The sequence below is a fragment of the uncultured Porphyromonas sp. genome (assembly GCF_938046015.1).
Classification (GTDB): domain Bacteria; phylum Bacteroidota; class Bacteroidia; order Bacteroidales; family Porphyromonadaceae; genus Porphyromonas.
Genome location: NZ_CALIXW010000008.1, coordinates 1 through 24,265, shown reverse-complemented (window position 1 = coordinate 24,265; position 24,265 = coordinate 1). Strand labels below are relative to the sequence as shown.

The window sequence follows — 24,265 nt, the reverse complement described above, 5'->3', positions numbered from 1 at the left end:
CCCCTATATCTATGCCTAGCCCCCTTGTCTCGGTCATCGTGCCGAACTACAACTACGCGCGCTACCTCGAGGAGCGCATCGAGAGCATCCTAGCGCAGAGCTTCCAGGACTTCGAGCTCATCCTGCTGGACGACTGCTCCACCGACGAGAGCCGCAGCATCCTGGAGCGCTACGCCACCCATCCCAAGGTCAGTCACTACGTCCCCAATGAGCACAACAGCGGTAGCCCCTTCGCCCAGTGGCAGCGGGGACTGGAACTGGCTCAGGGCAAGTACGTATGGATCGCGGAGAGTGATGACAGCTGCACGCCCGAGCTGCTGGATAGGCTCGTCAGCATCCTCGAGGCCGAGCCCCAGGCCGTGATGGCACACGTCGGCTCCGTGCAGATAGACGAGGAGGGCAAGCCACTGGCGCGTGACTTCGACGGCTGGGAGGAGGACGGCAGCCTGCATCGCGATAGCCCCAAGCAGTACCTCTACAAAGCGATGCGCCACCGCGACACCCTCTACAACGCCAGCAAGGTGCTCTTCCGCCGCATGGCCGCGGAGTGCATCGACAAGACCTACGCCCGTATGCGCTACTGTGGGGATGGCATCTTTTGGCTGGAGCTCTCACGTTGGGGGGACGTCCTCGAGCTGCAGCTGAAGCTCAACCGCTTCCGCCAGCACACCCAGCGCGTGACCATGCGCTCCGACCGCTCGAGCGATCGCCTCAGGGAGCAGATCGACATCGCCCGCTACATCGAGGAGCGCTATCCACTCAGCTGGATGGAGCGCCACCGCCGTCGCGGACAGCTCTACAAGGAGTGCAGTCGCCTGGGGCGCAAGGAGCCTGAGCTCGGCGCCCGCTGCCTCAGCTACCTCCGCGAGCAACTCGGAGTCACGCGTAGAGACTTCCTCCTCGAGCGCCTCACCAAGGGACTCAGCCAGCTCACAGGGCGCCGCTACTAGTCTGTCTGCAGCCCCCGAGCTCGCTCCGAGCCCACCTCAGCTCCCTTCGCCTCGGTCAGCCTGCCCATCCGCACTACTCACCCACCTAGATACGCCCAGCTATGGACGCCCCCCTCGTCTCGGTCATCGTGCCGAACTACAACTACGCGCGCTACCTCGAGGAGCGCCTCGAGAGCATCCTTACGCAGCGCTTTCAGGACTTCGAGCTCATCCTGCTGGACGACTGCTCCACCGACGAGAGCCGCAGCATCCTGGAGCGCTACGCCACCCATCCCAAGGTCAGCCACTACGTCCCCAATGAGCACAACAGCGGCAGCCCCTTCACTCAGTGGGAGCGGGGGCTGGCGCTGGCGCGTGGCCGCTACGTATGGATCGCGGAGAGTGATGACAGCTGCACGCCCGAGCTCCTAGAGCGGCTCGTGGCAGCCCTAGAGGCGCGGCCCGACGCAGTGCTGGCCTACTGCGGCTCACTGCAGGTCGACGAGCAGGGCGCAGCCCTAGCCCGAGACTACGACCGATGGCAGGAGGACCAGCAGCTCTATGCCTACAGCTCGGCCTACTACCTGCGGCATAGGCTCTCACGAGAGAACAGTATCTACAATGCCAGCATGGTCGTCTTCCGTCGCGAGGCCTGGCTGCGGCTCGAGGACAAGGCTTATCTCGGGATGCGCTCCTGCGGGGACTGGCTCTTCTGGATCAAGCTGGTCGAGCAGGGTGCCGTGCTCGAGCTCAGGAGCAAGCTCAACCGATTCCGCCAGCACACCCAGCGCGTCACGGTGCGCTCCGATCAGTCGGGGGCGCGTCTCTCGGAGCACGTCGCCATCACCCGTTACCTCAACGCCCACGGCTACCCCAGCCGCTGGGAGCAGCGTCTACGCCGCGGCCACCTCTACAAGCAGACACTGCGCCTCAATAGGGACAAGTCAAGCCGCACCCACGCCCTCCAGGAGCTCCACCGAGCTATCGGAGCGACGCGCGCGGACTATATCCTAGAGCGTATCTATAAGGTAATGCGGGAGCTCGTGGGGAAGAAGGGCTAAGCCTTCCCCTGAGCTAACCCCAGGAAGAGCTCATCGAGCTGCGGGGCGATGGTCTCGAAGGTGAAGCGCCCCGCCGCGAGCGCTGCCCCAAGGGCGAGCTCCCGAGCGTAGGCCTCATCCGTCAGGAGGCGATGGATGGCGCTGGCGAAGGCCGAGGCATCCCCCACAGGTACCAGCATCCCTGCTGCTCCCCCCTCGAGGATCTCCCTAGGCCCCGTAGGACAGTCGCTCGCCACGATGAGCTTGCCCAGCAGGAGCCCCTCGATCATGACCGTAGGTAGCCCCTCGAACTTCGCGCTGTGCACCATGAGACGACAGCGCTGGATCCAGGGATAGGGGTTGCTGATGAAGCCCAGGAAACACACCAAGTCCGCTATCCCGAGCTCCGCGGCGAGCTGTCGCAGCTCGCCCTCCGATCCCCCCTTCCCTATGATATAGAGCTGCTCCTCGACTCCGTACTCCCTCTGGAGCAGGGCATAGGCGCGCAGCAGCGTGCTGATATCCTTCTGCGACTCCTCGAGTCGCTCTACTGCCAAGAGGTAAGGCCGCTCGATGCGTGCATCCTCGGGCAGCTCCGAGGCGCGCTGCCGAAGGCGCGCTACATCCTTGGGATTGTAGAGCACGCGGAGCCTCGACCCCAGCTCTGGGAAGAGCTGCTCGGCCTCAGCGCGCATCGCCTCCGAGATACAGACGACACGATCGTAAGCCGGGAGCATACGCCCGATACGCCGCGTGCGGCGGGCATTCTGCTGCATGAGCTGCTCGAGACTGAAGTGCAGGAAGGCTACCTTCGGCCGTCCGATGGAGCGCAGATAGCTGTAGGCGCAGGTGTCGAAGTCTACGAAGATATCCGTCTCCGCCTCGAGGTGCTGGATGCCACGCTGCACGAGCCAGCGGCGCAGCGGGTTCGCCAGCAGCTGGTCCCAGAGCTTGATCGCGCCCCCCAGCCTACGGCGTGCACGCTGCTGCGGCACGTACACCAGCGGAGTAGCCTGGACCAGATAGCATACCCGCACGCCCTCGGGGATGCGCTCCCTATAGACCTCCAGATCTCCCATATAGCTAGCGATGGCTAGCGTCAGACGGTAGCGCGGATCCTCCGCTAGGTGCTGGAGGTACTCCAGCAGCACCGTCTCGATGCCGCCGTCGCGTAGGCTGGTGATGAGGAAGGTCAGTCGTATGGGCTGCATGAGGGCTGTCTTAGGAGAAGGTACTAAGGGTCTTAGGACAAGGTGCTAGGCTAAGGCTTGCCCTGACGACGCTCGATGTTCTTGGCCACCATCACCAGCTGGTAGACGCCGTCCAGCAGGGCGTGGATGAGTCCAGGGACGCCGTCGCGGCAGCCCCCCTTGATGAAGTAGGACTTGGTGAAGCGCACCAGCGGACGCAGGAAGAGTGCCGCGACGCCGTAGTGCTTGCCCGAGCGCTTGATCTGCTCGTTGTCGGAGTAGTCGTTGGTCTTGCGCAGGATGACCGCGACCGAGTCGTTGGCTAGATGCTCCAGCGCCAGCTCGTGCCGCCGCTTGTCGATGCGCGCGACCTCGCCGACGACCACGGGCAGCGTATGCACATAGGGCGCCCAGGTCGTCTGCTCGCGGCGGAAGAAGCGCAGCACGTAGTCGGGATAGGCTGCGTGCAGGAAGCGCCCCATGAAGTAGTTGCGCCGCGCTAGGTACAGCCCCGCGGCAGGCTGCTCCGAGGCGATATGCGCGTAGAGGTAGTCCCGCAGCTCGGGGCTCACGAGCTCGTCGGCGTCGACGGTCAGGATCCAGTCACAGCTGGCACGGTCGATGGCGAACTGGCGGGCTGGCTCGGCGATCCTATGCTCTCCACGTGGGAAGGTGAGGATGCGGCAGCCATGCCGCTCGGCGATGGCGAGTGTCGCATCCGTGCTCTCCATATCGCAGACGATGAGCTCGTCGAAGCCCGCGACCGACTGGAGCACACGCTCCAGGTGCTGCTCCGCATTGTAGGTGTGGATAATGACCGATATTCCGTGCTGATTCATCATGGAGCAAAGCTACAAAGAAATAGCCGATCGGCACGCGGAGACACGCGCCGCGCCGTGGGCGTACCCGCCCGAGGCTGGAGCCGCCTGGCCTCTCCGCTCGGGGCTAGGGGCCAAGGCCGTCGCCCAGCTCCTTTATTATTAAGGGAAGAGGCAGGCTGGGATAAGCCCCAGCGAAGCGAGGCCATAGGGGGGAGGCTCCGTGAGGGATATCAGTCAGCGGGCTGAGGGACGTCCATGAGGGATGCGAGGGATAGCCGTCAGCGCGCTGAGGGATATCCCTCACGGAGGCGGGAGCAGTCAGTCGCCGCACTCCGTCACCTCACTGGGGAGGCTTTGTCCCTATTCGGAGCCGCCCTCTGCCGCCTAGACGAAGACGCCCACTTGCCGCCCCACCTAGCTCGCGAGGCGGATTGAGCCTACGCCACGAGAAAAGACTTGCCATCCGCGGCCTTATGTGTATCTTTGCGTTACATTGTTCCACCAGAGTAAGTCAACAGAAGCAACTATGCAGGAGAAGATACTCATCCTTGACTTCGGCTCACAGACCACACAGCTCATCGGGCGTCGCCTCAGAGAGCTCAATACCTACTGTGAGATCGTCCCCTACAACAAGCTCCCCCAGGACCTCACGGGTATCGCGGGGATCATCCTCTCGGGTAGCCCCTATTCGGTCTACGATGCAGCGGCCTTCCGCACCGAGCTCGCAGCCATCCGTGGCCAGCGCCCCCTGCTAGGCATCTGCTATGGCGCTCAGAGCCTCGTCCATCAGGCTGGCGGTCAGGTAGAGCCCTGCGATAGCCGCGAGTATGGACGCGCCCACCTGACGCTGCACCATGCCAACGACCCGCTGCTCAAGGACCTGACCCCAGGCAGCACCGTATGGATGTCGCACGGCGATACCATCACGACGCTGCCCAAAGGCTTCCGTATCATCGCCAGCACGGAGGACGTACCCGCAGCTGCCTTCCGTATCGACGGCGAGCAGACCTGGGGCGTACAGTTCCACCCCGAGGCCTTCCACTCCGAGGAGGGTACGAAGCTGCTGGGCAACTTCCTTGAGCTCACGGGCATCAAGGGCAACTGGTCGCCTGCCTCCTTCGTCGAGGCTACGGTGGCCGAGCTCCAAGCGCAGCTAGGCGACGACAAGGTCATCCTCGCGCTCTCGGGCGGGGTCGATTCCTCGGTGACGGCCGTACTCCTGCACAAGGCCATTGGCAAGAACCTCACCTGTATCTTCGTCGACCACGGCCTGCTGCGCAAGGGCGAGTTCGAGAGCGTGCTGCGCGACTACGAGCACCTGGGGCTGAACGTCATCGGCGTCAATGCTCGGGACAAGTTCCTCAGCGCCCTGAAGGGCGTCACCGACCCCGAGGAGAAGCGCAAGATCATCGGCCGCGGCTTCATAGAGGTCTTCGATGAGGAGGCGCACAAGCTCAAGGACATCAAGTGGCTCGGCCAGGGCACCATCTACCCCGACGTCATCGAGTCGCTCAGCATCACGGGGACGGTCATCAAGAGCCACCACAACGTAGGCGGCCTGCCCGAGCGCATGAAGCTCAAGCTAGTCGAGCCGCTGCGCCTACTCTTCAAGGACGAGGTACGCCGCGTAGGCCTCGAGATGGGCATACAGGAGCACCTCATCAAGCGCCAGCCCTTCCCTGGGCCAGGCCTGGGCATCCGCATCCTCGGCGAGATCACGGCTGAGAAGGTGGAGATCCTCCAGAATGCCGACGACATCTATATGACGATGATGCGCGAGTGGGGTCTCTACGACGAGGTCTGGCAGGCAGGAGCCATCCTGCTGCCCATACGCTCGGTAGGCGTGATGGGCGATGAGCGTACCTACGAGTACACCATCGCACTGCGTGCCGTCACCAGCACGGACGCGATGAGCGCCGACTGGGCCCGCCTCCCCTACGACTTCCTCGCGAAGGTCTCGGGCGAGATCATCAACAAGGTGCGCGGCGTCAACCGCGTCGTCTACGATATCTCCTCCAAGCCACCCAGCACCATCGAGTGGGAGTAAGCGCTAGTAGCCGCAGTACCAACTAGAGATCAATCAGAACAGCAGCATACTCCTAGCGTCCCCCTCGGACGCTGGGGGTATGCGCTCTGCTTATAAATAGGATATAAAGTACTAACTAAGTAAGATAGACGTGTCACAACACCAGCCTGAGACTAAGAAGCTCACGACACACAGCCTCGCCACGATGAAGCAGTCGGGCGAGCTCATCAGTATGCTCACCGCCTACGACTACACCATGGCGCGCCTCCTCGATAGCGCGGGTGTGGACATCCTCCTCGTAGGGGACTCCGCAGCCAATGTCATGGCAGGTCACAGCACCACCCTACCCATCACCCTCGACCAGATGATCTACCACGGCGCCTCCGTCGTACGCGGGGTGCGACGTGCCTTCGTCGTCGTAGATATGCCCTTCGGCAGCTATCAGGTCTCTGCCGAGCAGGCCCTCGGCTCTGCTATCCGTATCATGAAGGAGACGGGCTGTGATGCCATCAAGCTCGAGGGCGGCTCCCCCGAACTCATCGATACCGTGCGCCAGCTCACCACCGTGGGTATCCCCGTGGTCGGGCACCTCGGGCTGACGCCTCAGTCCGTCCACCAGCTCGGCGGCTACCGCCTGCAGGGACGCGACAGCGCCCAGGCCAGCGCCATCCAGTCGCAGGCCGAGGCACTGGAGCGCGCAGGCTGCTGCGCCCTCGTGCTGGAGAAGGTACCTGCACGCCTGGCGGCGATGATCGCCCAGCAGCTCTCCATCCCCGTCATCGGCATCGGTGCGGGGGCAGATGTAGATGGACAGGTACTGGTCTCGCAGGACATGCTCGGGATGGAGGAGAGCTTCAGCCCGAAGTTCCTCCGCCAATTCGGTGCCGTGGGCGCGGCCATACGCCAGGCCACGAGCGACTACATCGCTGCCGTCAAGGAGCGCAGCTTCCCCACGATCGACGAGTCCTATTAGTCCCCAGCAGCCATGCAGCTTGAGCAAATCGTTGACGTCAACGACTTCGTCAACTGGTGCGACTACCTCGGCACGCTTGCCTTTGCCATCAGTGGCATCCGCCTGGCGGCTGCTAAGGGCTTCGACTGGTTCGGTGCCTACGTCGTCGGCTTCGTCACGGCCGTGGGCGGGGGGACGATCCGCGACATCCTTCTAGACATCAAGCCCTTCTGGCTGGTGCAGCCCTCCTACCTCGTCATCACGGGGCTGGCACTGCTCTTCACTATTGTATTCAGGCGTCACGTGGTGCGGCTCAATCACTCGCTCTTCTTCTTCGATGCCGTGGGGCTTGGCCTCTTCGTCGTCGTGGGGGTAGCGAAGTCCTACGCCGCGGCCTTCCCCTGGTGGGTGGCCATCGTCATGGGTACGGTGACGGGCTCCTTCGGCGGACTCATCCGTGACATCCTCATCAGCGAGACGCCACTGATCTTCCGCACGGACTTCTACGCCTCGGCCTGCCTCCTCGGGGCTGTGATCTACGTGCTGCTGGCGCACTATACGGGGATGTCGATCGAGTGGGTGCAGTTCCTCTCGGCCTGCTCGGTGCTGCTCTTCCGCGTGCTGGCCGTCGCCCTGCATATCAAGGTGCCGACCTTCGACCCCTCCACCATAGAGCACGAGGAGGAGCAAGGCTAGCCGAAGCCCCCTGATACCACTTAGGGCGTCATCCCCGCTGGGTGATGACGCCCTACCTATATATAAGGTATAGACTAAGGTGTCGCCGAGCCCTTGTCCATGGCGATGGCCAAGGCACGTCGCCCCTCACTGCGGCAGTCCTGCGGCATGCCCGAGAGCCGCGGAGCCAGTGCCCGAGCGCAAAGCCGTACCTTTGTCCTCAGAACCAAGTACAAGCCCTAGGATGCAGCGACAAGACTATATCAAGCAGCTCATAGCCCACAGCAAGCACAACATATTCCTCACCGGGAAGGCGGGGACGGGGAAGACGACCCTGCTGCGACAGATCGTCCAGGAGACCTACAAGGCCTGTGTCGTCGCGGCCCCGACGGGTATAGCTGCGCTCAACGCAGGCGGCGTGACGCTGCACTCGCTCCTCCAGCTGCCGCTGGGGACCTTCATCCCCGACAGCAGCACCCAGCTGCCCGAGCAGGGGCAGCAGCTCTTCGTCACCCCCGCCACCCTACGCCGCCACGTGCATCTACGCGAGCAGAAGGTGCGGCTGCTGCAGGCCATGGAGCTCCTGATCATCGACGAGGTGAGTATGCTGCGTGCCGACACCCTCGACATGGTCGACACGCTGCTGAGGAGCGTGCGGCGCTCGCCCCTCCCCTTCGGAGGCGTGCAGCTGCTCTTCATCGGGGATATGCTGCAGCTTCCTCCCGTGGTCAAGCCGCAGGAGCAGGAACGGCTACGGCTCTACTACGAGAGCAACTTCTTCTTCGACGCGCAGGTACTGAGGCAGTACCCCCCCATCCATGTCGAGCTACAGAAGGTCTATCGCCAGCAGGACCAGCGCTTCGTGACGCTGCTCAATCACCTGCGCTACAATGAGACGACGCCCCGCGAGCAGGAGTGGCTGAAGAGCCGTGTACGCCGCAGCTTCGACGCCAGCCGCACCGAGGGCTACGTCTGCCTGACGACGCACAATCAGCGGGCCGAGGAGATCAACCGCCGTGCCCTCGAGGAGCTCCCTGGCGCCTATCAGGACTACCACGCGCAGATCTCGGGCGACTTCCCCGAGCAGCTCTACCCCGTCGACCCCATGCTCTCGCTCAAGGTCGGGACGCGCGTCATGCTCATCAAGAACGACAGCGAGACGCCCCGCCGCTACTACAACGGCAGTCTGGCGACCGTGGAGGAGATGAGCGGAGAGGAGCTGCTGCTACGCCTCGAGACGGGCGAAGTGATCGAGGCGCCCCTCTACACCTGGCACAACGAGCGCTACGGCCTCGATGAGGAGACGGGGGACATGCAGCCCGAGGTCATCGGCACCTTCAGGCACTACCCGCTGCGCCTGGCCTGGGCCATCACTATACACAAGAGCCAGGGGCTGACCTTCGAGCGGGCGGCCATCGACCTCGAGGCGGTCTTCTCCTCGGGCCAAGCCTACGTAGCCCTCTCCCGTCTTCGCAGTCCCGAGGGGCTCATCCTCATCTCTGAGCTCGACCGCGGGCATCAGATCGCCGTACCTCAGCGCCTGCTCTCCTACGAAGAAACGGCTGCCAGCGACAGCCAGCTGGCCGAGTGTCTTAGCTCAGCCCAGCGCGACTACTGGCAGGAGCAGACGCTGGCCGCCTTCCGCTGGGCTGGCTGTGCCCAGCGCTTCCGCACCCATGCCTTCAGCTACCATATAGAGAGCGAGCGCAGCGCCAAGAGCAGCTTCGGGGACTGGGCGGCCGAGGCGAGTGCCACCATCGAGGAGCTCCACCAGATCGCTGAGCGCTTCGTCCTGCAGCTGCAGCAGCTCTGGGCGAGCGGGGAGGGTGCGCTGGCGGCCGTCGCCCTACGCATCGAGGAGGCCGCAGCCTACTTCGTCCCTCGCTGGCGTGAGGTCATGCGCGGCCTGCTGGAGACACAGCGCAAGGTGCGCGGCATGCGCAAGGTCAAGGAGTTCCAGGCCGAGCTCGACGAGCTCCACGGCCAGCTGATCCAGACGCTGCGTGGGCTCTTCCGCATCCAGGGCATCATGCAGGCCCTCCGTGCAGGGCAGCCGCTCCTACGGGAGCAGCTCGACATCGACGGACGGCTCAAGCGCTGGCTCGAGGGCATCTACAGCGAGTTCAAGACGCCCTACATCGTCCCCGAGAGCAAGGAGGGCAGCGCCAGTAAGCAGAAGGGCAGCAAGCAGAAAGAGGCCTCCAGCACCAGCGAGCCCAAGCTGGGGACGCAGGAGCAGACCCTCGCACTGCTCCGCTCAGGCAAGAGCATCAGCCAGATCGCCAAGACGCGCAAGTTCGCCCCTTCCACCATCGCGGGGCACATCGCTCAGCTCATGGAGCGCGGCCTCCTGAGCGAGCGCGAGGCGGGCATCAAGCCCGCGATCTACGACGAGCTCGCCCCGCACTTCGAGCACATGCGTGGAGAGCAGGGCTTCAAGGCGATCTACGAGGCCACCGAGGGTAGCTACAGCTATCAGGAGCTCCGCCTCTATCACGCCGCCTTCCTCCATCGTCAGCGCGTCGCAGCAGCCGAGGCTAAGGCTCGGGAGCTGGCTGAGCAGCGGCTATTTGAATAAAATTTCAGACCTTTGCAGAAGCAAACTTCGGATTAACAACACAATAATCGATCAATGACTAAAAGTGCACTGCAGCAGGCTCGTGGCAAGTACGCGCCCAAGCTGCCCAAGGCTCTAGAGGGCAATGTAAAGGCTGTCCTCGGCGAAGCAACCAAGAGCGTAAGCGACCAGGAAGCTATCCAGCAGCTCTTCCCCAACACCTACGGGCTGCCCAAGCTCGTCTTTGAGACCAGCAGCGAGGCCGCTGCAGCTCAGCCACTCAACGCAGGGGTCATCCTCTCCGGTGGTCAGGCTCCAGGTGGACACAACGTCATCGCAGGGATCTTCGATGGCATCAAGAAGATCCATCCCGACAGCCGTCTCTATGGCTTCCTCATGGGGCCTGACGGGCTGGTCAAGCACAACTACATCGAGCTGACGAACGAGATCATCGACGAGTACCGCAATACGGGCGGCTTCGACATCATCGGCTCGGGCCGTACCAAGCTCGAGGAGAAGGAGCAGTTCGACAAGGGGCTCGAGGTCCTGAAGAAGCTCGATATCCGTGCCCTCGTGATCATCGGCGGCGACGACTCCAACACCAACGCAGCCGTCCTGGCCGAGTACTACAAGGCTATCGGTGCCCCCGTGCAGGTCATCGGCTGCCCCAAGACGATCGACGGCGACCTGAAGAACGAGCAGATCGAGACCTCCTTCGGCTTCGACACCGCTACCAAGGTATACAGCGAAGTCATCGGTAACATCCAGCGCGACTGTAACTCGGCACGCAAGTACTGGCACTTCATCAAGCTGATGGGTCGCTCGGCCTCGCACATCGCCCTCGAGTGCGCCCTGCAGGTACAGCCCAATGTCGCTATCATCAGCGAAGAGGTAGAGGCTAAGCGCCTCACGCTCGACGATGTCGTCACCTACATCGCCGAGGTTGTAGCCCAGCGTGCTGCTGCTGGTGAGAACTTCGGTACCGTCCTCATCCCCGAGGGCCTCATCGAGTTCGTCCCCGCTATGAAGGCGCTCATCGCCGAGCTCAACGACTACCTCGCACACCACGAGGCTGAGTTCCGCACCGTAGCCGCTGCCGACCAGCGCGCCTATATCATCAGCAAGCTCAGCAAGGACAACTCCGAGCTCTACGCTAGCCTCCCCGCTACGGTAGCTCGTCAGCTGACACTCGACCGCGACCCCCACGGCAACGTCCAGGTATCGCTCATCGAGACGGAGAAGCTGCTGGCAGAGATGGTCGGCACCAAGCTCGCAGCCTGGAAGGCAGAAGGTCGCTACACGGGCAAGTTCTCACCCCTGACGCACTTCTTCGGCTACGAAGGCCGCTGCGCTATGCCCTCCAACTTCGATGCTGACTACTGCTACGCCCTCGGTCGTACGGCTGCCTGCCTCATCGCCTCGGGTGTCACGGGCTACATGAGCTCCGTGCAGAACCTCACGGCTCCTGCCTCTGAGTGGATCGCTGGCGGTATCCCCACCACGATGATGATGAACATGGAGCGTCGTCACGGCGAGATGAAGCCTGTGATCCAGAAGGCTCTGGTCGACCTCGAGGGTAAGCCTTTCGCCTTCTTCGCAGCACACCGCGAGGAGTGGGCTAAGAACACGAGCTACATCTACCCCGGGCCTATCCAGTTCTACGGTGCTCCTGAGCTCTGCGACCAGCCTTCGCGTACGCTCGCTCTGGAGCAGGCTAAGTAAGCCGCCCTACTCTACTCAGCCGCTTGGCTGAGCTTAAACGGAAAGCCGTCCCCCACGCAGATCTCCGAGATCGGAGGAGCGTGGGGGACGGCTTCCTTTTTGTCTAAAGCGAAACGGGGCTCCGTCTGAAGCAAAGCGGGTATCCGTCTGAAACGAAGCGAGGCTCTGCCTAAAGCAAGACGAATATCCGTCTAAAAGTAAGGCCGCCTTCCTGTGGGGGAAGGCAGCCTTTGGTGTTCAGTACGGCGGCGGCGTACTGAGAGTAAGCCGCGTGGCTACTAGCGGAGCATCTGGCGGTAGTGCTTGTCGATCTCGCGACGGGCCTCTTCGGTGGGCTGGAAGGCCTCGCCCGACATCCCCACCAGCGCCTCGTCATCCTCCTTGAGCTTGGGGATGAAAACATTGACGTTGACCAGTAGGTCGCCCTTCCCATAGCCATTGACCGAGGGCAGACCCTTGCCGCGCAGACGAAGTACCTTGCCTGGCTGCGTGCCCGGGGCGATCTTTACGCGCGCCTTACCGCCGATGGTAGGCACCTCGACCGATCCACCATGCGCTGCCATAGGGATGGAGACGAGCAGGTTGTAGATAAGGTCGCTGCCGTTGCGGATGAGATTGGGGTCCTCCTCTTCCTGAATGAGGACGAGTAGGTCACCAGGAATGCCGCCACGCGGAGCGGCGTTCCCCTTGCCCGAGACCGTCAGCTGCATGCCCTCCTGCACGCCAGCAGGGATGCGGAAGCTGACCAGCTCCTCGCCGATCTGCGTCCCCTGCCCCTTACAGTGGCTACAGGGCTTGGTGATCACCTCGCCCGTCCCCTCACAGGTAGGGCACACGCTCTGCGTCTGCACCATGCCGAAGAGGCTGCGCTGTGCCGTGACGACGGCGCCCGTACCGTGACAGGTGCCGCAGGTCTGCTTGCCATTGGAGTCGGAGGTCCCTTCACCATTACAGTGCGAGCAGGCGACATTCTTCTTTATCTTGAGCTTCTTCTCTACGCCCTTCTCTATATCCTCGAGCGTGAGGCGTACACGGGCACGGAGGTCCGAGCCGCGGAGCGTCTGACGTCCACCGCCTCCGCCTCCGAAGCCACCAAAGCCTCCGAAGTCAAAGCCGCCACCGCCGAAGAGGTCGCCGAAGCGGCTGAAGATATCCTCCATGCTCATACCGCCGCCGAAGCCTCCAGCACCGCCGCTAGCGGCACTGCTACCGACACCGGCATGACCGAACTGATCGTAGCGCTGGCGCTTGTCGGGGTCGCTCAGCACGTCATAGGCCTCGGCCAGCTCCTTGAACTTCTCCTCGGCCTCCTTATCCCCGGGGTTCTTGTCGGGGTGGTACTTGATGGCGAGCTTGCGATAGGCCTTCTTCAGCTCATCGGCCGAAGCGCCCTTGCTCACCCCGAGTACCTCGTAGTAATCTTTCTTTGCTGCCATGATCTATTCCTTTCTCCTTATTGACCGACGACTACCGAGGCATGACGCAGTACCTTGTCATGGAGCTTGTAGCCCTTCTTGACGCAGTCCATGATCTTGCCCTTCTGCTCCTCTGCCGCTGCAGGGAGTAGCGCGATGGCCTCATGCAGCTCTTCGTCGAAAGCTGCCCCCTCGGTCTCGATGGCCTTGACGCCCTGACGCGAGAGGTAGTCGACGAACTTGGCATGGATGAGGTGCATGCCCTCCTTGAGGGCCTCCAGGTCGCTGGCCTTATCGAGGTTCTGCAGCGCGATGTCGAGGTCATCGACGACGGGCAGCAGCTCGGTGAGCACCTTCTCTCCACCGTTGCGGATGAGCTCGCTCTTTTCCTTGAGCGTGCGCTTGCGGAAGTTGTCGTACTCGGCTACCAAGCGCAGATGCGTATCCTTGAGGCGCTCCAGCTCCTGCTGTAGCTTCTCCTCGGCGCTGAGCTGACTGCCATCCTCGGCTGACACATTAGCCTCTTCGGCTGCGGACGCTGCCGTCTCAGTCTGACAAGATGACTGCTCTAGTCCCTGCTCTTCTGCCTGCTGGCAGTCCTTAATTTCTTCGCTCATATTATCTTAATTGTTTATTTACTAATCTATTGCGGTGGGCGCACAGGGCTCAGTTCGCCCCCGAAGGGCGTACATCCGCCTGACGCTCACCCTCTAAGAGGCAAAGATGATACCACAGTGCACGCCGCCCCCTGCTTAGTCAGACTGCGCCCAGTGACTGAGCTCTGCGAGCCGAGTGCCTGATGTGAGCGAGCGAAATGCCTTATCGCTCCGAGCAAACTAATAATACTTCCCGAGCGAACTTATATTATATCCTAAGCAAAGTAATATAATAATTGGAGAAAAGTAATATAATATTCTGCCAAAAGTTATATTACTTTTGTCGGAAAGTTATATAATATTCCCCCAGATATTATATTACTTTTCTCAGCCTCATCAGTATCTTCGCTCGGCAAGCCTCTGATGCGCCCCCGCCAAGTGACTCATCAGCCCGAGCGCGGAGGCTAGGCCAAGCGCGGCGAGCGACTGAGGGATAGCGCTTAGGCTAAGGCATGGATCGGGCGGCGATCGAACTATAGCGCGGGGAGACTTGTTCGGTAAAAGGGCCTAATCCCCACGCGGACGCCTCGGCGCCCCTACATTATATATAGAGAGACCCTCATGCAGACACTCTCCCTCATACTCGTCGCGCTGGTCGCGCTAGAGCATATCTACATCCTCTGGATCGAGATGTTCGCCTGGACCAGCAAGGGGCGCGAAGTCTTCCGCGGGGCACTGCCCGACGAACTCTTCGAGAAGACCAAGGGCCTAGCGGCCAACCAAGGCCTATACAACGGCTTCCTCGCCGCAGGACTCATCTGGGGGCTCAGCATCGCAGATCCCCTCTGGGCGCTGCGCGTGCAGAGCTTCTTCCTCGGGTGCGTCCTCATCGCGGCGACCTTCGGCGCGCTGCGCTCCTCGCCGAGCATCCTCCTCAAGCAAGGGCTGCCCGCAGCCCTCGCCCTCCTCAGCCTCCTGCTGAGCTAGGATAAGGGACGAGCATAAGCAACAGACACAAGCAAAGACAATAAGGATATGAACAAGAAATCAGACATCGGCCTCATAGGCCTAGCGGTAATGGGTGAGAACCTCGCGCTCAACATGGAGCGTAATGGATTCCAAGTCTCCGTGTACAATCGCGCTGAGGGCGCCGAGGCCGAGGTCGTCTCGCACTTCATGGAGGGCCGCGGTGCTGGCAAGCACTTCCTCGGCTTCACCGACCTTCAGGCCTTCGTCGCCTCCCTCGAGCGTCCACGTAAGATCATGATGATGATCCGCGCGGGCAAGCCCGTAGACTACGTCATCGAGGCACTGCTGCCCTACCTCGAGGCAGGCGACATCGTCATCGACGGCGGCAACTCCAACTGGGAGGACTCCGAGCGCCGCGAGGCACAGCTGCGCAGCCACGGCATTCACTTCGTCGGCTGTGGTATCTCGGGCGGCGAAGAGGGCGCGCTCAATGGCCCTGCCATCATGCCTGGCGGAGCTAAGGAAGCCTGGCCCAGCATCGAGCCTATCTTCACCAAGATCGCGGCCAAGGCCGAGGACGGCACGCCCTGCTGTGCCTGGATCGGCGCAGGCGGCTCGGGGCACTTCGTCAAGATGGTGCACAATGGCATCGAGTACGGCGACATGCAGCTCATCGCTGATGCCTACGGCTATTTGAGCCGCGTGGCTGGCAAGAGCAACGAGGAGATGGCCGCGATCTTCACCCAGTGGAATGCGGGCAAGCTCTCCAGCTACCTCGTCGAGATCAGCGCCGAGATCCTGGCGCACCACGAGCACACAGGCGACTACCTCATAGATAAGATCCTCGACGCCGCAGGGCAGAAGGGGACGGGCAAGTGGTCGGTGATCAACTCGCTGGAGTTCGGTCAGCCGCTCGGCCTGATCGCTACCGCCGTCTACGAGCGTAGCCTCTCCTCGACGGTAGAGCTGCGTGCCGAGGCCTCCGAAGTCTATCCCCGCAGCACGGAGCGTATCGCCTCCTTCGGCGAGCGCGAGACGAAGGCCCTCGAGCAGAGCCTCTACGCCTCCAAGATCGTGTCCTACGCGCAGGGCTTCGCACTGCTGGCGGAGGCCTCACACAGCCGTGACTGGGCACTTGACCTAGCCTCCATCGCCCGCATCTGGCGCAATGGCTGCATCATCCGCTCGGCCTTCCTCGGCGACATCGCCGCGGCCTATGAGGCTGATAGCGCCCTACCCAACCTGCTGCTGGCACCCTTCTTCCAGCAGGAGATCAAGGAGGCCAAGGCCGACTGGCTGCGTACTGTGGCCAGCGCCCTCGAGCACGAGTGCTCGGTACCCGCCTTCTCCGCTGCACTCAACTACTTCCTCTCGCTGACCAGCCGCCGTCTACCGGCCAATATGGTGCAGGCCCAGCGTGACTACTTCGGCGCCCATACCTTCGAGCGCACCGACCGCCCCCGCGGCGAATTCTTCCACGAGAACTGGACGGGCCGCGGCAGCGACACCTCCTCCACTACTTATAATGTCTAAAGGAGCAGACGATGCAGACAGCCCACACCAAGCCCGAGAGTCTCGTCCTCGCCATCTTCGGCGGCTCGGGTGACCTCACCAAGCGCAAGCTCATCCCTTCGCTCTATCAGCTCTTCAAGCAGGGCAAGCTCCCCCAGCGCTTTGCCGTCCTAGGGCTCGGCCGTACCGCCTACGACGATGCCAGCTACCGCCCGCACCTCGACAGCGCCCTGCAGCAATACCTAGCCGCGGGCGAGTACGACGCGTCGCTAGCCGAGCAGTTCCTCTCCAGCGTGCATTATCTGGCTATCGACCCCGCTAATGCTGAGGACTACCCTGCCCTCAAGGCACGCCTCGAGGAGCTGGATGCCGAGATCGACAACCCCGGGAACTATATCTACTATCTCTCCACGCCGCCCTCCCTCTACGGCGTCGTGCCGCAGCACCTGATGAGCGTCGGGCTCAACGAGGAGCTCAACGCCGCGGGCCAGCCCGCCATCCGCCGTATCGTCATCGAGAAGCCCTTCGGCTACAACCTCGCCTCCGCCCTGGAGCTCAACGAGATCTACCGCCGTGGATTCGAGGAGCATCAGCTCTATCGTATCGACCACTTCCTCGGTAAGGAGACGGTGCAGGACATCATGGCCCTACGCTTCGCCAACGGGATCTTCGAGCCGCTGTGGAACCGCAACTACATCGAGCGCGTAGAGATCACCGCCGTAGAGAACATGGGTATCGAGAGTCGCGGCGGCTTCTACGACCAGACGGGCGCGCTGCGCGACATGGTGCAGAACCACCTGGCGCAGCTCGTGGCGTTGACGGCGATGGAGCCCCCCGTACAATTCAATGCCGACCTCTTCCGCAACGAGGTCGTGAAGGTCTACCAGTCCTTCCGCCCCATGACGGACGCCGAGGTACGCCGCCGCGTGATCCGCGGCCAGTACACCGAGAGCGAGTGGCGCGGCGAGCACCATCGAGGCTACCGCGAGGAGGACAAGGTACCCGCCGACAGCCGTACCGAGACCTTCGTAGGGATGAAGCTCTACATCGACAACTGGCGCTGGCAGGGCGTCCCCTTCTACATCCGCACGGGCAAGATGATGCCGACCAAGGTCACGGAGATCGTCGTCCACTTCAAGCCCACACCCCACAAGATGTTCACCGACAGCGACGGGCTAGCCGTGCCCAACCAGCTGATCATCCGCATCCAGCCTGACGAGGGGATCGCCCTCAAGTTCGCCGCCAAGGTGCCTGGCTCAGGCTTCGAGGTCAAGCGCGTCTCCATGGACTTCACCTACGACCAGCTCGGGGGTCTGGCCTCAGGGGATGCCTATTCGCGCCTCCTCGAGGACTGCATGCTCGGGGACTCCACGCTCTTTACCCGCAGCGACGCGGTGGAGATGAGCTGGCGCTTCTTCGACCCCATCCTACGCCTCTGGCAGGATGAGGACTTCCCCCTCTACGGCTATCCCGCAGGCACCTGGGGGCCCAAGCAGAGCGACGACATCATCGAGCGTGACCACAGCTGGACCAACCCCTGCCGCAACCTCACCAACTCCGAGCTCTACTGCGAACTATGATCATCAACCACTATGCTACGCCCGAGGAAGTCGCCCGCGCCGTAGCCAAGGAAGCCTTCGTCCGTCCCTCCGAGCGCGGCTGGGCCCACATCGCCGTCTCGGGCGGCAGCACGCCCCGCCTGCTCTTCGAGCTGCTGGCGCAGGAGCCCCTACGCAGCGCCGTGCGCTGGGACAAGGTGCACCTCTACTGGGTCGATGAGCGCTGCGTGCCCCCCACCGACCCCGAGAGCAACTACGGCATGACCAAGGCCACCCTCCTCAACCACGTGCCCATCCCCGAGGATCAGGTGCACCGCATCGCAGGAGAGAATGATCCCGAGCGTGAGGCCAAGGACTACTCCTGGCTCGTCGGGGCGGAGCTGCCCTTCGATGGCAACTATCCCGTCTTCGATGTCATCATCCTCGGCCTCGGGGATGACGGACACACCTCCTCTATCTTCCCCCATCAGATGGAGCTACTGAAGACCGAGCAACCCTACGCCGTAGGCATCAGCCCCAAGGGGCAGCCCCGCGTAGCGATGACGGGCCCCACGATCCTAGCGGCTCGCCAGCTGCTCTTCCACGCTACGGGGGAGAAGAAGGCGCCCATCCTGCGCGCCATCGCGGCCAAGGCACCCGAGGCGAAGGCTTATCCCGCCGACTACATCCTCCGACACCGCCACGACATCGCCGTCTACACCGACGTCGAGCTCTAGTGCTCCTCCACACACAGCGAGGCCGCACGGCACCGATTCTCCCCGAGAGCTGCCGTGCGGCCTTACTCATGCCCCTCTACTTAGCTACCCAGCCTAGGGAGAAGGCACCCCGCCTTGTCCGAGAGCAGGCGCTCGGGCAGCAAAGGCCGCCCTTCCCCGAGCCCCAGCCATCACGCTGATAGCGAGGCCACGAAGTGAGGCTGAAGGTCTCGCCAAGTCGCCGTATCTTTGCGGCGTAAAAGCAAGAATACACCACCCGATAGATGAATAAGAACATCACGCGCATCGCCCTTACTGGGGGCCCCTGCGCTGGCAAGACGACCGCGCTAGCTCAGATCATCGAGCACTTCAGCGCCCTCGGCTACCTCGTCTACGCCCTCCCCGAGACGCCCACCCTCTTCAGCAATGCCTCCATCAACTTCGGCACGTCCGACAGGCAGTACTTCTACAATATCGAGAAGGCCGTGATGAAGTACCAGCTGCAGATGGAGGACACCTTCCTCGAGCTGGCCCACGCCGCCTCGCAGCCCGTCATCATCATCTCTGACCGCGGCACCATGGACATCTCCAACTATATGGAGCGCACCATGTGGCAGGCCATCCTCGACGAACTCAGCCTCTCGGAGATCAAGCTGCGCGATGCCCGCTACGATGCTGTCATCCACATGGTCACGGCTGCTCAGGGCGCCGAGGAGTTCTACACGCTAGAGACCAACGCTTCCCGCCACGAGACCATCGACGAGGCACGCGACCTAGACTCCCGCATCCTCAAGGCCTGGACAGGTCACCCTCAGCTACACATCGTAGAGAACAACGTGGACTTCCAGGAGAAGATCCAGCACGTGCTGAATGCCATCCACGAGACGCTGGGCGACGACCCCTCCACCTTCACCGATGTGCGCCGCCGCTTCCTCGTACGCGTCACGGGACAGATCCCCTACGGCGTCGAGACCGACCTCTACCAGGCATATATCGACCTGGAGGACGGCTCCAGCGTCCGCATCCGCAAGCGTGGGCTGCGTGGCAACTACGTCTACTTCATGACGCGCAAGAGCCCCATCGAGACCCAGTCCATCATCACCGAGCGTCAGATAGGGCCCGACGAATACCTCTCCTACCTGAGCTCCGTGCCCGCCTCGGAGGTCGTGCACAAGCTGCGCCGCAACTTTGTCTGGGCCAAGCAGTACTTCGAGGTCGATGACTTCATCGTCCCCAAGTCCGACCATCAGATCCTCGAGCTCTCCTGTGCCCCCGAGCTAGAGGTGAAGTTCCCCCCCTTCATCGAAGTCGTCCGCGAGATCACCGACGACCCCGACTACCGCCGCCTCTAGCCGCCTCCCCGCTAGCCCAAAGCCAAACGTAGAGCCCCCAGCGCTACCGCGCTGGGGGCTCTCATTTTCTTTTCGACTTACCCGCCTCGCCACCGCTTCCCCCCGAGTGAGAATTCGAAGTGACGGGCTCTAGGCATTAGTCCGCCAAAGCCAGAAGCCGCTCAAGCTCACCTCGCACTCGGTCAGCTTCTTGGCTTCCCTTGGTCGATAGGCGGAGTAGAGGTAGCTGATAGAGCTCGAGGATTTTGTCCTTACGCTCATCGCGCTGCCTTTGCTTGCTTTCCTTCCGATGGAAGGTATAGCCGTCCACCTCTACCGCGAGGAAGGGTAGATGCGTCGCGCGCTCCGAGATGAGGAAATCTACATGGCTATGCTCATGACAGATATAGCGCTTCTCCTGACGCGAGCAAAGCGATAGATCAACGAGGAAATCGCGTAAGGGCACATGACACAGGACCTGAAGCCCAGCGAAGCGGACGTCAGAGGCCAGGAGCTCGGTGAGCATCCCATAGGTAAGGCACTCGGAGGCATAGGACGAGATGTGAGGAAGCTGGCGAAGCAGTGCGATACGCTGCTCGGTGTACTGCACATAGAGGTAATCGTAGATCGATCCGATCTTACTCTGCTGCTGCTCGCAGCCTATATAGGCAATATAGTCCAGCAGAGCCTGCACGTGGCCACGTCGCTGCTGCTCGTTGCCACTGACCACTAGGTAGAAGTGCTCCTTGGCTCGCGATACTGCTACATTGAGCAGCTCAGGCCTATCAACAAACTCCCCAATCTGATTATCCACCACACTCATGATGATGATGTCACGCTCCTGCCCTTGGTAGCTATGTACCGTAGCGACCTCGATCCCCGTCCTCTGCGCCGATAGCTCGGCGACCTGCTGCCTATAAGGAGTGATGACCCCGACTCCCTTCGTCTCTGAGATCTGAGGGAGAAGCTCCTGAAGGATGACATCGATCTCTCGCTGATTGTGGTGCTTCACAGCGTGCTGCCCAGGTCGTGTATAGACAGCCGTCAGAGCCTTATCCTCTTCTCCTGCCCGCGTCATGACGAGTAGCTGCCCGCCATAGAAGCGCTGATTGCAGAACTCGATGATCTGTGGGTGACAGCGGTAATGCTCCCGTAGGAGCGTCTGCGGGACCTCGGGCAGCGCAGCTATGATGGAGGATAGGAGGCTATGCTTGCGACCATCATAGTAGTCAGCGACCTGATACTCCTCGACCAGACCCGCCAGGATACGCTCATCATCCTTAGTGACGATATTCGGGAGCTGCAGGGTATCGCCGACCACTACCACACGACGAGCACAGCTCAGGGCAAGCGTCCCCGTCTCTACAGATACCTGAGAAGCCTCATCTACGATCAAGTAGTCATAAAGGTCTGGATCTAAGAGACAATTCCGTGCAGAGAAGCAGGTACTCAAGACTACAGGATACTCCTTGCGGCAGAGCTTTCCTCGCTTCCATAGATCCGTACCATTCTCGAAGATCGGGCGCTCCCCCTCGTAGTAAGCTGCGAGATGCGCACGGAAGAGCGTCAGCGAGTAGCTCCGCAGCTCCTCATTGAGCTGCATCACGTCATAGTCCCCCAGCTGCTGCTCCACGTGTTCGATACGCATCTTGAGTTCCTCGAGCCTCATACGATAGTAGTTCGACTGAAGTATCAGCTCCAGCTGACCAAGCTCCTCAGGGTCTACAGCAATAGGCAGGCGCCAGACATAGCGACACCACAGGAGCTGCATCCACAGCCGTAGGCGTATCCTCAGGCTCGGTTGCTCGGGCTCTGCAAGAAGTTGGATGCGCAGGAGACGCTCGAGCAACTTAGAGGCGGGTACGTGAAGGCTTAGCCGTGGAGTCGTATCTGAAGGATGACGCTGCTCGAAGTGGAGCTGCTCAAGCTCTAAAGCCTGCAGCTCTTGACGAAGCTCTGCGAGCTCGGTCTGCAGGGCATAGACATGCTCCAGCTGCGCTAAGGTCTGCTTTAGATCCTCCTCAAGGTCAAGGCGCTCTCCCCGCTCCAGCCCCCAAGTAGCAAGCTCCTCGGGGCGCGGGACTTGCTTCTCTAGGAAGGCCTCCTGATCCTTCTTACTCCCTAGCTGAGCGAGGAAGAACGACAGGCCTTGCTTCTCGAGCTTTTCCACAATATTGGATAAGGCAGAGTTATTGCTTGAGACAATGAGCACCGTCTTACCCTGGACAAGTATATTAGCTATGATATTGAGGATCGTCTGCGTCTTACCTGTCCCTGGAGGCCCCTGGATCACACTGAGCTGATGCTCAAAGGCCCGAGTCATGGCAGCCCGCTGGCTCGCATTACACCCAAAGGGATAGATCAAGTCAGGACAAGTAGCATAGCTAGCCGCCCCACAAGCTAAAGGATCAAGATAGCAGGCAGCAGCAGAACCTGGATCCACAAACTCAAGACGTGCATAGGTCTTCGCAAGTATACCTAGCGAATCCTCCGTAGCACCAAGGCGATTGTGCTCGGCTACACGCTTCATATAGGAAAAGATTGAGCGCACCTTAGGGGAGGACAAGAGATTAGCAAGGACCTCCAACTGGTCAGCCTTATATTCCTGCTCCTTACCGCTCTCGTAGCGTACTCGCCAATAAAGCTGCTCGCCATCCTTGAAGCACCATAAGCCTACTAGATTGTAGAGGACGACGCCATCTCTCCGAACCAGTCTATACTCCTCGGGATCGAGCTCTTCCCCATCCTGCAACCAGCGTACCGAGTCCTGACCATAGTAATAGGTTCGCTCCTGCCTAAGGAAGTGAATACGCCAGCCCCCCGCAGGCATCTGCTCTACATCTTTGATCTCTAGAGTCTTCGGCTCCTCCTTGAGAAGCAGCATTGGTTTCTCTCCTGTCTCCATTAGCTAGTACCTAATCCCTCCAAGGATCTGAAGGACAGCCAAATTTACACAAAGTAAGGTAGCGCTCCAAGTCCTCTCTGCAAACTCTTCCATAAGGCTATTCCCTTACCCCATCCCTTCCTCCTATTCCCCTACTGATAGGAGCCCCATAACCGAGATCCAACGAGTAGCTACCCAGCCCCAAGCCGCAAGGGCAGGCGTCAAAGTACCCGAGCTAGGTCAGAGCTTGTGACCGCTCCAGCGAAGCATAGCTCCAAGCCTCCAGACTGATATCCCTGAGCGCTTCCACTGACGTCCCTCAGCATCCCAACTGATATCCCTCCCCCTAGTGAATGATACCCCTCAGCTCCCCCCCGACCAATAGAACGAGCAATCACGTAAACCCCAACGAAGCAAGCCCTCCAATGCCTTAGGTGTACAGGCCTATAAGGGCGAACAAATCCTGGCTACTCCAGATACGCGATGAATGAAGCCCGCAAAGTCGACCCGTAGGACGATCATTGCCTCCGAAGGCTAGAGAGGCAGCTCGCTCTCCAGATAGGAAACAGCTTGACTGCTCCTCTGAAGGAAAGGCCCAGCCATGCAAATGAAAAGTTGACGAGCAAGCTAACAGCAGCTCTGGGTCTAGGTCAGGAGAAGCCACCCAGCTTTCGGAAGAATAGACGAAGCAAGCCCAAGAGAGAAGTATCACCCTCTCAAAGCAGACTCTGTCCTTCGATAAAACGCCCCCTCCCCTTAACACGATCAAGCCTAATACTCTTGGTGGCAGCAGGGCAGTGCTTCAATGGGAGGAGCGCTGGTGCCGCCATACGACGAACTACTTCTAGGAGGCGGAAGACCTAATACTAAAACCACAGAGAGAATATGTACAGCCATCGGCGAGCCTCACCGCTGGCGGTAAGAGTGCTAGCACTGCTGGGCGACGGTTCTTGTATTGCGCTGATGAGCTGAAACAAGGGCTGCTAGATGGGCTGCGCTAAGCTGGTGGCAGGGGAGCAATCATGTGTCGACTGATATGTGCTAGACTTACCGTACATCCTCTGCGAAGAGGAGAATGCGCTTAGGTAAGGCCGACAAGTGGACTTGCGCTAAACTCGCGACGTACATCCCTCTAATGGGAGAATGAACTTAGGCAAGCCTAGCACACGAGGGCGCGCACAGCTGGCGGCACACATCCAGCGAAGAGAAGAATGGACTTAGGCAAGGTGGTAGGCGGAGTGTGCCCAGCTGGCGGCACACATCCAGCGAATAGAAGAATGGACTTAGGCAAGGTGGTAGGCGGAGTGTGCCCAGCTGGCGGCACACATCCAGCGAATAGAAGAATGGACTTAGGCAAGGTGGTAGGCGGAGTGTGCCCAGCTGGCGGCACAC

General features: G+C 61.2%; 17 protein-coding genes. 12 read left to right on the top strand and 5 right to left on the bottom strand.

The window, feature by feature from the left end:
- Positions 1-11 precede the first annotated feature (11 nt).
- Both Q0248_RS01165 and Q0248_RS01160 read left to right on the top strand, forming a co-directional pair.
- Positions 12-950 (top strand): glycosyltransferase family A protein, encoded by a 939-nt coding sequence (locus tag Q0248_RS01165; protein ID WP_299318748.1) that lies wholly within the window; start codon positions 12-14, stop codon positions 948-950.
- A 101-nt stretch (positions 951-1,051) separates the two neighbouring features.
- Positions 1,052-1,990, top strand: a complete 939-nt coding sequence (locus tag Q0248_RS01160; RefSeq protein WP_299318746.1) for a glycosyltransferase family 2 protein — start codon at positions 1,052-1,054, stop codon at positions 1,988-1,990.
- On the opposite strand, the gene Q0248_RS01155 is transcribed toward Q0248_RS01160, so the two are convergent.
- The gene (locus Q0248_RS01155) at positions 1,987-3,180 is read right to left on the bottom strand and encodes a glycosyltransferase (RefSeq protein ID WP_299318745.1); all 1,194 of its coding nucleotides are present in this window, start codon (positions 3,178-3,180) and stop codon (positions 1,987-1,989) included. The genes Q0248_RS01160 and Q0248_RS01155 overlap by 4 nt on opposite strands.
- 50 nt (positions 3,181-3,230) lie before the next feature.
- Positions 3,231-4,001: a glycosyltransferase family 2 protein gene (locus tag Q0248_RS01150; RefSeq protein ID WP_299318743.1), complete on the bottom strand. Its 771-nt coding sequence runs from the start codon at positions 3,999-4,001 to the stop codon at positions 3,231-3,233.
- A 505-nt stretch (positions 4,002-4,506) separates the two neighbouring features.
- Between Q0248_RS01150 and guaA the strand changes: the two genes are divergently transcribed.
- From guaA to Q0248_RS01125, 5 genes are all read left to right on the top strand, one after another.
- On the top strand, positions 4,507-6,027 hold the full coding sequence (gene guaA / locus Q0248_RS01145) for a glutamine-hydrolyzing GMP synthase (protein WP_299318742.1): 1,521 nt from the start codon (positions 4,507-4,509) through the stop codon (positions 6,025-6,027).
- Positions 6,028-6,157: 130 nt separating this feature from the next.
- On the top strand, positions 6,158-6,979 hold the full coding sequence (panB, locus tag Q0248_RS01140) for a 3-methyl-2-oxobutanoate hydroxymethyltransferase (protein ID WP_299318739.1): 822 nt from the start codon (positions 6,158-6,160) through the stop codon (positions 6,977-6,979).
- A 12-nt stretch (positions 6,980-6,991) separates the two neighbouring features.
- A complete protein-coding gene (locus Q0248_RS01135) occupies positions 6,992-7,654 on the top strand; it encodes a trimeric intracellular cation channel family protein (RefSeq protein WP_299318738.1) in 663 nt (220 codons plus the stop codon).
- Positions 7,655-7,877: 223 nt separating this feature from the next.
- Positions 7,878-10,211, top strand: a complete 2,334-nt coding sequence (locus tag Q0248_RS01130; RefSeq protein WP_299318736.1) for a helix-turn-helix domain-containing protein — start codon at positions 7,878-7,880, stop codon at positions 10,209-10,211.
- A 54-nt stretch (positions 10,212-10,265) separates the two neighbouring features.
- On the top strand, positions 10,266-11,912 hold the full coding sequence (locus Q0248_RS01125; RefSeq protein ID WP_299318735.1) for a diphosphate--fructose-6-phosphate 1-phosphotransferase: 1,647 nt from the start codon (positions 10,266-10,268) through the stop codon (positions 11,910-11,912).
- A 278-nt stretch (positions 11,913-12,190) separates the two neighbouring features.
- Here the strand turns inward: Q0248_RS01125 and dnaJ are convergent, their stop codons facing one another.
- Both dnaJ and Q0248_RS01115 read right to left on the bottom strand, forming a co-directional pair.
- Entirely contained in the window at positions 12,191-13,348 is a 1,158-nt protein-coding gene (gene dnaJ, locus Q0248_RS01120; protein WP_299318733.1) for a molecular chaperone DnaJ, read from the bottom strand.
- 17 nt (positions 13,349-13,365) lie between these two features.
- Entirely contained in the window at positions 13,366-13,944 is a 579-nt protein-coding gene (locus Q0248_RS01115) for a nucleotide exchange factor GrpE (protein ID WP_299318732.1), read from the bottom strand.
- Positions 13,945-14,544: 600 nt separating this feature from the next.
- On the opposite strand from Q0248_RS01115, the gene Q0248_RS01110 reads away from it, so the two are divergent.
- The 5 genes from Q0248_RS01110 to Q0248_RS01090 all read left to right on the top strand — a co-directional run bounded on the left by Q0248_RS01110 (position 14,545) and on the right by Q0248_RS01090 (position 20,010).
- Entirely contained in the window at positions 14,545-14,910 is a 366-nt protein-coding gene (locus Q0248_RS01110; protein ID WP_299318729.1) for a DUF1304 domain-containing protein, read from the top strand.
- Positions 14,911-14,958: 48 nt separating this feature from the next.
- Complete coding sequence (gene gnd, locus Q0248_RS01105; protein ID WP_299318727.1) at positions 14,959-16,425, top strand: decarboxylating NADP(+)-dependent phosphogluconate dehydrogenase; 1,467 nt, start codon at positions 14,959-14,961, stop codon at positions 16,423-16,425.
- An 11-nt stretch (positions 16,426-16,436) separates the two neighbouring features.
- Positions 16,437-17,984 (top strand): glucose-6-phosphate dehydrogenase, encoded by a 1,548-nt coding sequence (gene zwf, locus Q0248_RS01100; RefSeq protein WP_299318725.1) that lies wholly within the window; start codon positions 16,437-16,439, stop codon positions 17,982-17,984.
- Complete coding sequence (gene pgl, locus Q0248_RS01095; RefSeq protein ID WP_299318724.1) at positions 17,981-18,679, top strand: 6-phosphogluconolactonase; 699 nt, start codon at positions 17,981-17,983, stop codon at positions 18,677-18,679. Before zwf ends, pgl begins: the two co-directional genes overlap by 4 nt.
- Before the next feature lie 263 nt (positions 18,680-18,942).
- Entirely contained in the window at positions 18,943-20,010 is a 1,068-nt protein-coding gene (locus Q0248_RS01090; RefSeq protein WP_299318723.1) for an AAA family ATPase, read from the top strand.
- 136 nt (positions 20,011-20,146) lie between these two features.
- Here Q0248_RS01090 and Q0248_RS01085 read toward each other — a convergent pair whose 3' ends face one another.
- Positions 20,147-22,519 (bottom strand): AAA domain-containing protein, encoded by a 2,373-nt coding sequence (locus Q0248_RS01085; protein WP_299318721.1) that lies wholly within the window; start codon positions 22,517-22,519, stop codon positions 20,147-20,149.
- Positions 22,520-24,265: the final 1,746 nt, after the last annotated feature.

What these genes read in the sequence shown, in the direction of transcription:
- Q0248_RS01165 (WP_299318748.1), top strand. Translation starts at nt 12, where the DNA reads ATGCCTAGCCCCCTTGTCTCGGTCATCGTGCCGAACTACAACTACGCG.
- Q0248_RS01160 (WP_299318746.1), top strand. Translation starts at nt 1,052, where the DNA reads ATGGACGCCCCCCTCGTCTCGGTCATCGTGCCGAACTACAACTACGCG.
- Q0248_RS01155 (WP_299318745.1), bottom strand. Translation starts at nt 3,180, where the DNA reads ATGCAGCCCATACGACTGACCTTCCTCATCACCAGCCTACGCGACGGC.
- Q0248_RS01150 (WP_299318743.1), bottom strand. Translation starts at nt 4,001, where the DNA reads ATGATGAATCAGCACGGAATATCGGTCATTATCCACACCTACAATGCG.
- guaA (WP_299318742.1), top strand. Translation starts at nt 4,507, where the DNA reads ATGCAGGAGAAGATACTCATCCTTGACTTCGGCTCACAGACCACACAG.
- Q0248_RS01135 (WP_299318738.1), top strand. Translation starts at nt 6,992, where the DNA reads ATGCAGCTTGAGCAAATCGTTGACGTCAACGACTTCGTCAACTGGTGC.
- Q0248_RS01130 (WP_299318736.1), top strand. Translation starts at nt 7,878, where the DNA reads ATGCAGCGACAAGACTATATCAAGCAGCTCATAGCCCACAGCAAGCAC.
- Q0248_RS01125 (WP_299318735.1), top strand. Translation starts at nt 10,266, where the DNA reads ATGACTAAAAGTGCACTGCAGCAGGCTCGTGGCAAGTACGCGCCCAAG.
- dnaJ (WP_299318733.1), bottom strand. Translation starts at nt 13,348, where the DNA reads ATGGCAGCAAAGAAAGATTACTACGAGGTACTCGGGGTGAGCAAGGGC.
- Q0248_RS01115 (WP_299318732.1), bottom strand. Translation starts at nt 13,944, where the DNA reads ATGAGCGAAGAAATTAAGGACTGCCAGCAGGCAGAAGAGCAGGGACTA.
- Q0248_RS01110 (WP_299318729.1), top strand. Translation starts at nt 14,545, where the DNA reads ATGCAGACACTCTCCCTCATACTCGTCGCGCTGGTCGCGCTAGAGCAT.
- gnd (WP_299318727.1), top strand. Translation starts at nt 14,959, where the DNA reads ATGAACAAGAAATCAGACATCGGCCTCATAGGCCTAGCGGTAATGGGT.
- zwf (WP_299318725.1), top strand. Translation starts at nt 16,437, where the DNA reads ATGCAGACAGCCCACACCAAGCCCGAGAGTCTCGTCCTCGCCATCTTC.
- pgl (WP_299318724.1), top strand. Translation starts at nt 17,981, where the DNA reads ATGATCATCAACCACTATGCTACGCCCGAGGAAGTCGCCCGCGCCGTA.
- Q0248_RS01090 (WP_299318723.1), top strand. Translation starts at nt 18,943, where the DNA reads ATGAATAAGAACATCACGCGCATCGCCCTTACTGGGGGCCCCTGCGCT.
- Q0248_RS01085 (WP_299318721.1), bottom strand. Translation starts at nt 22,519, where the DNA reads ATGAAGCGTGTAGCCGAGCACAATCGCCTTGGTGCTACGGAGGATTCG.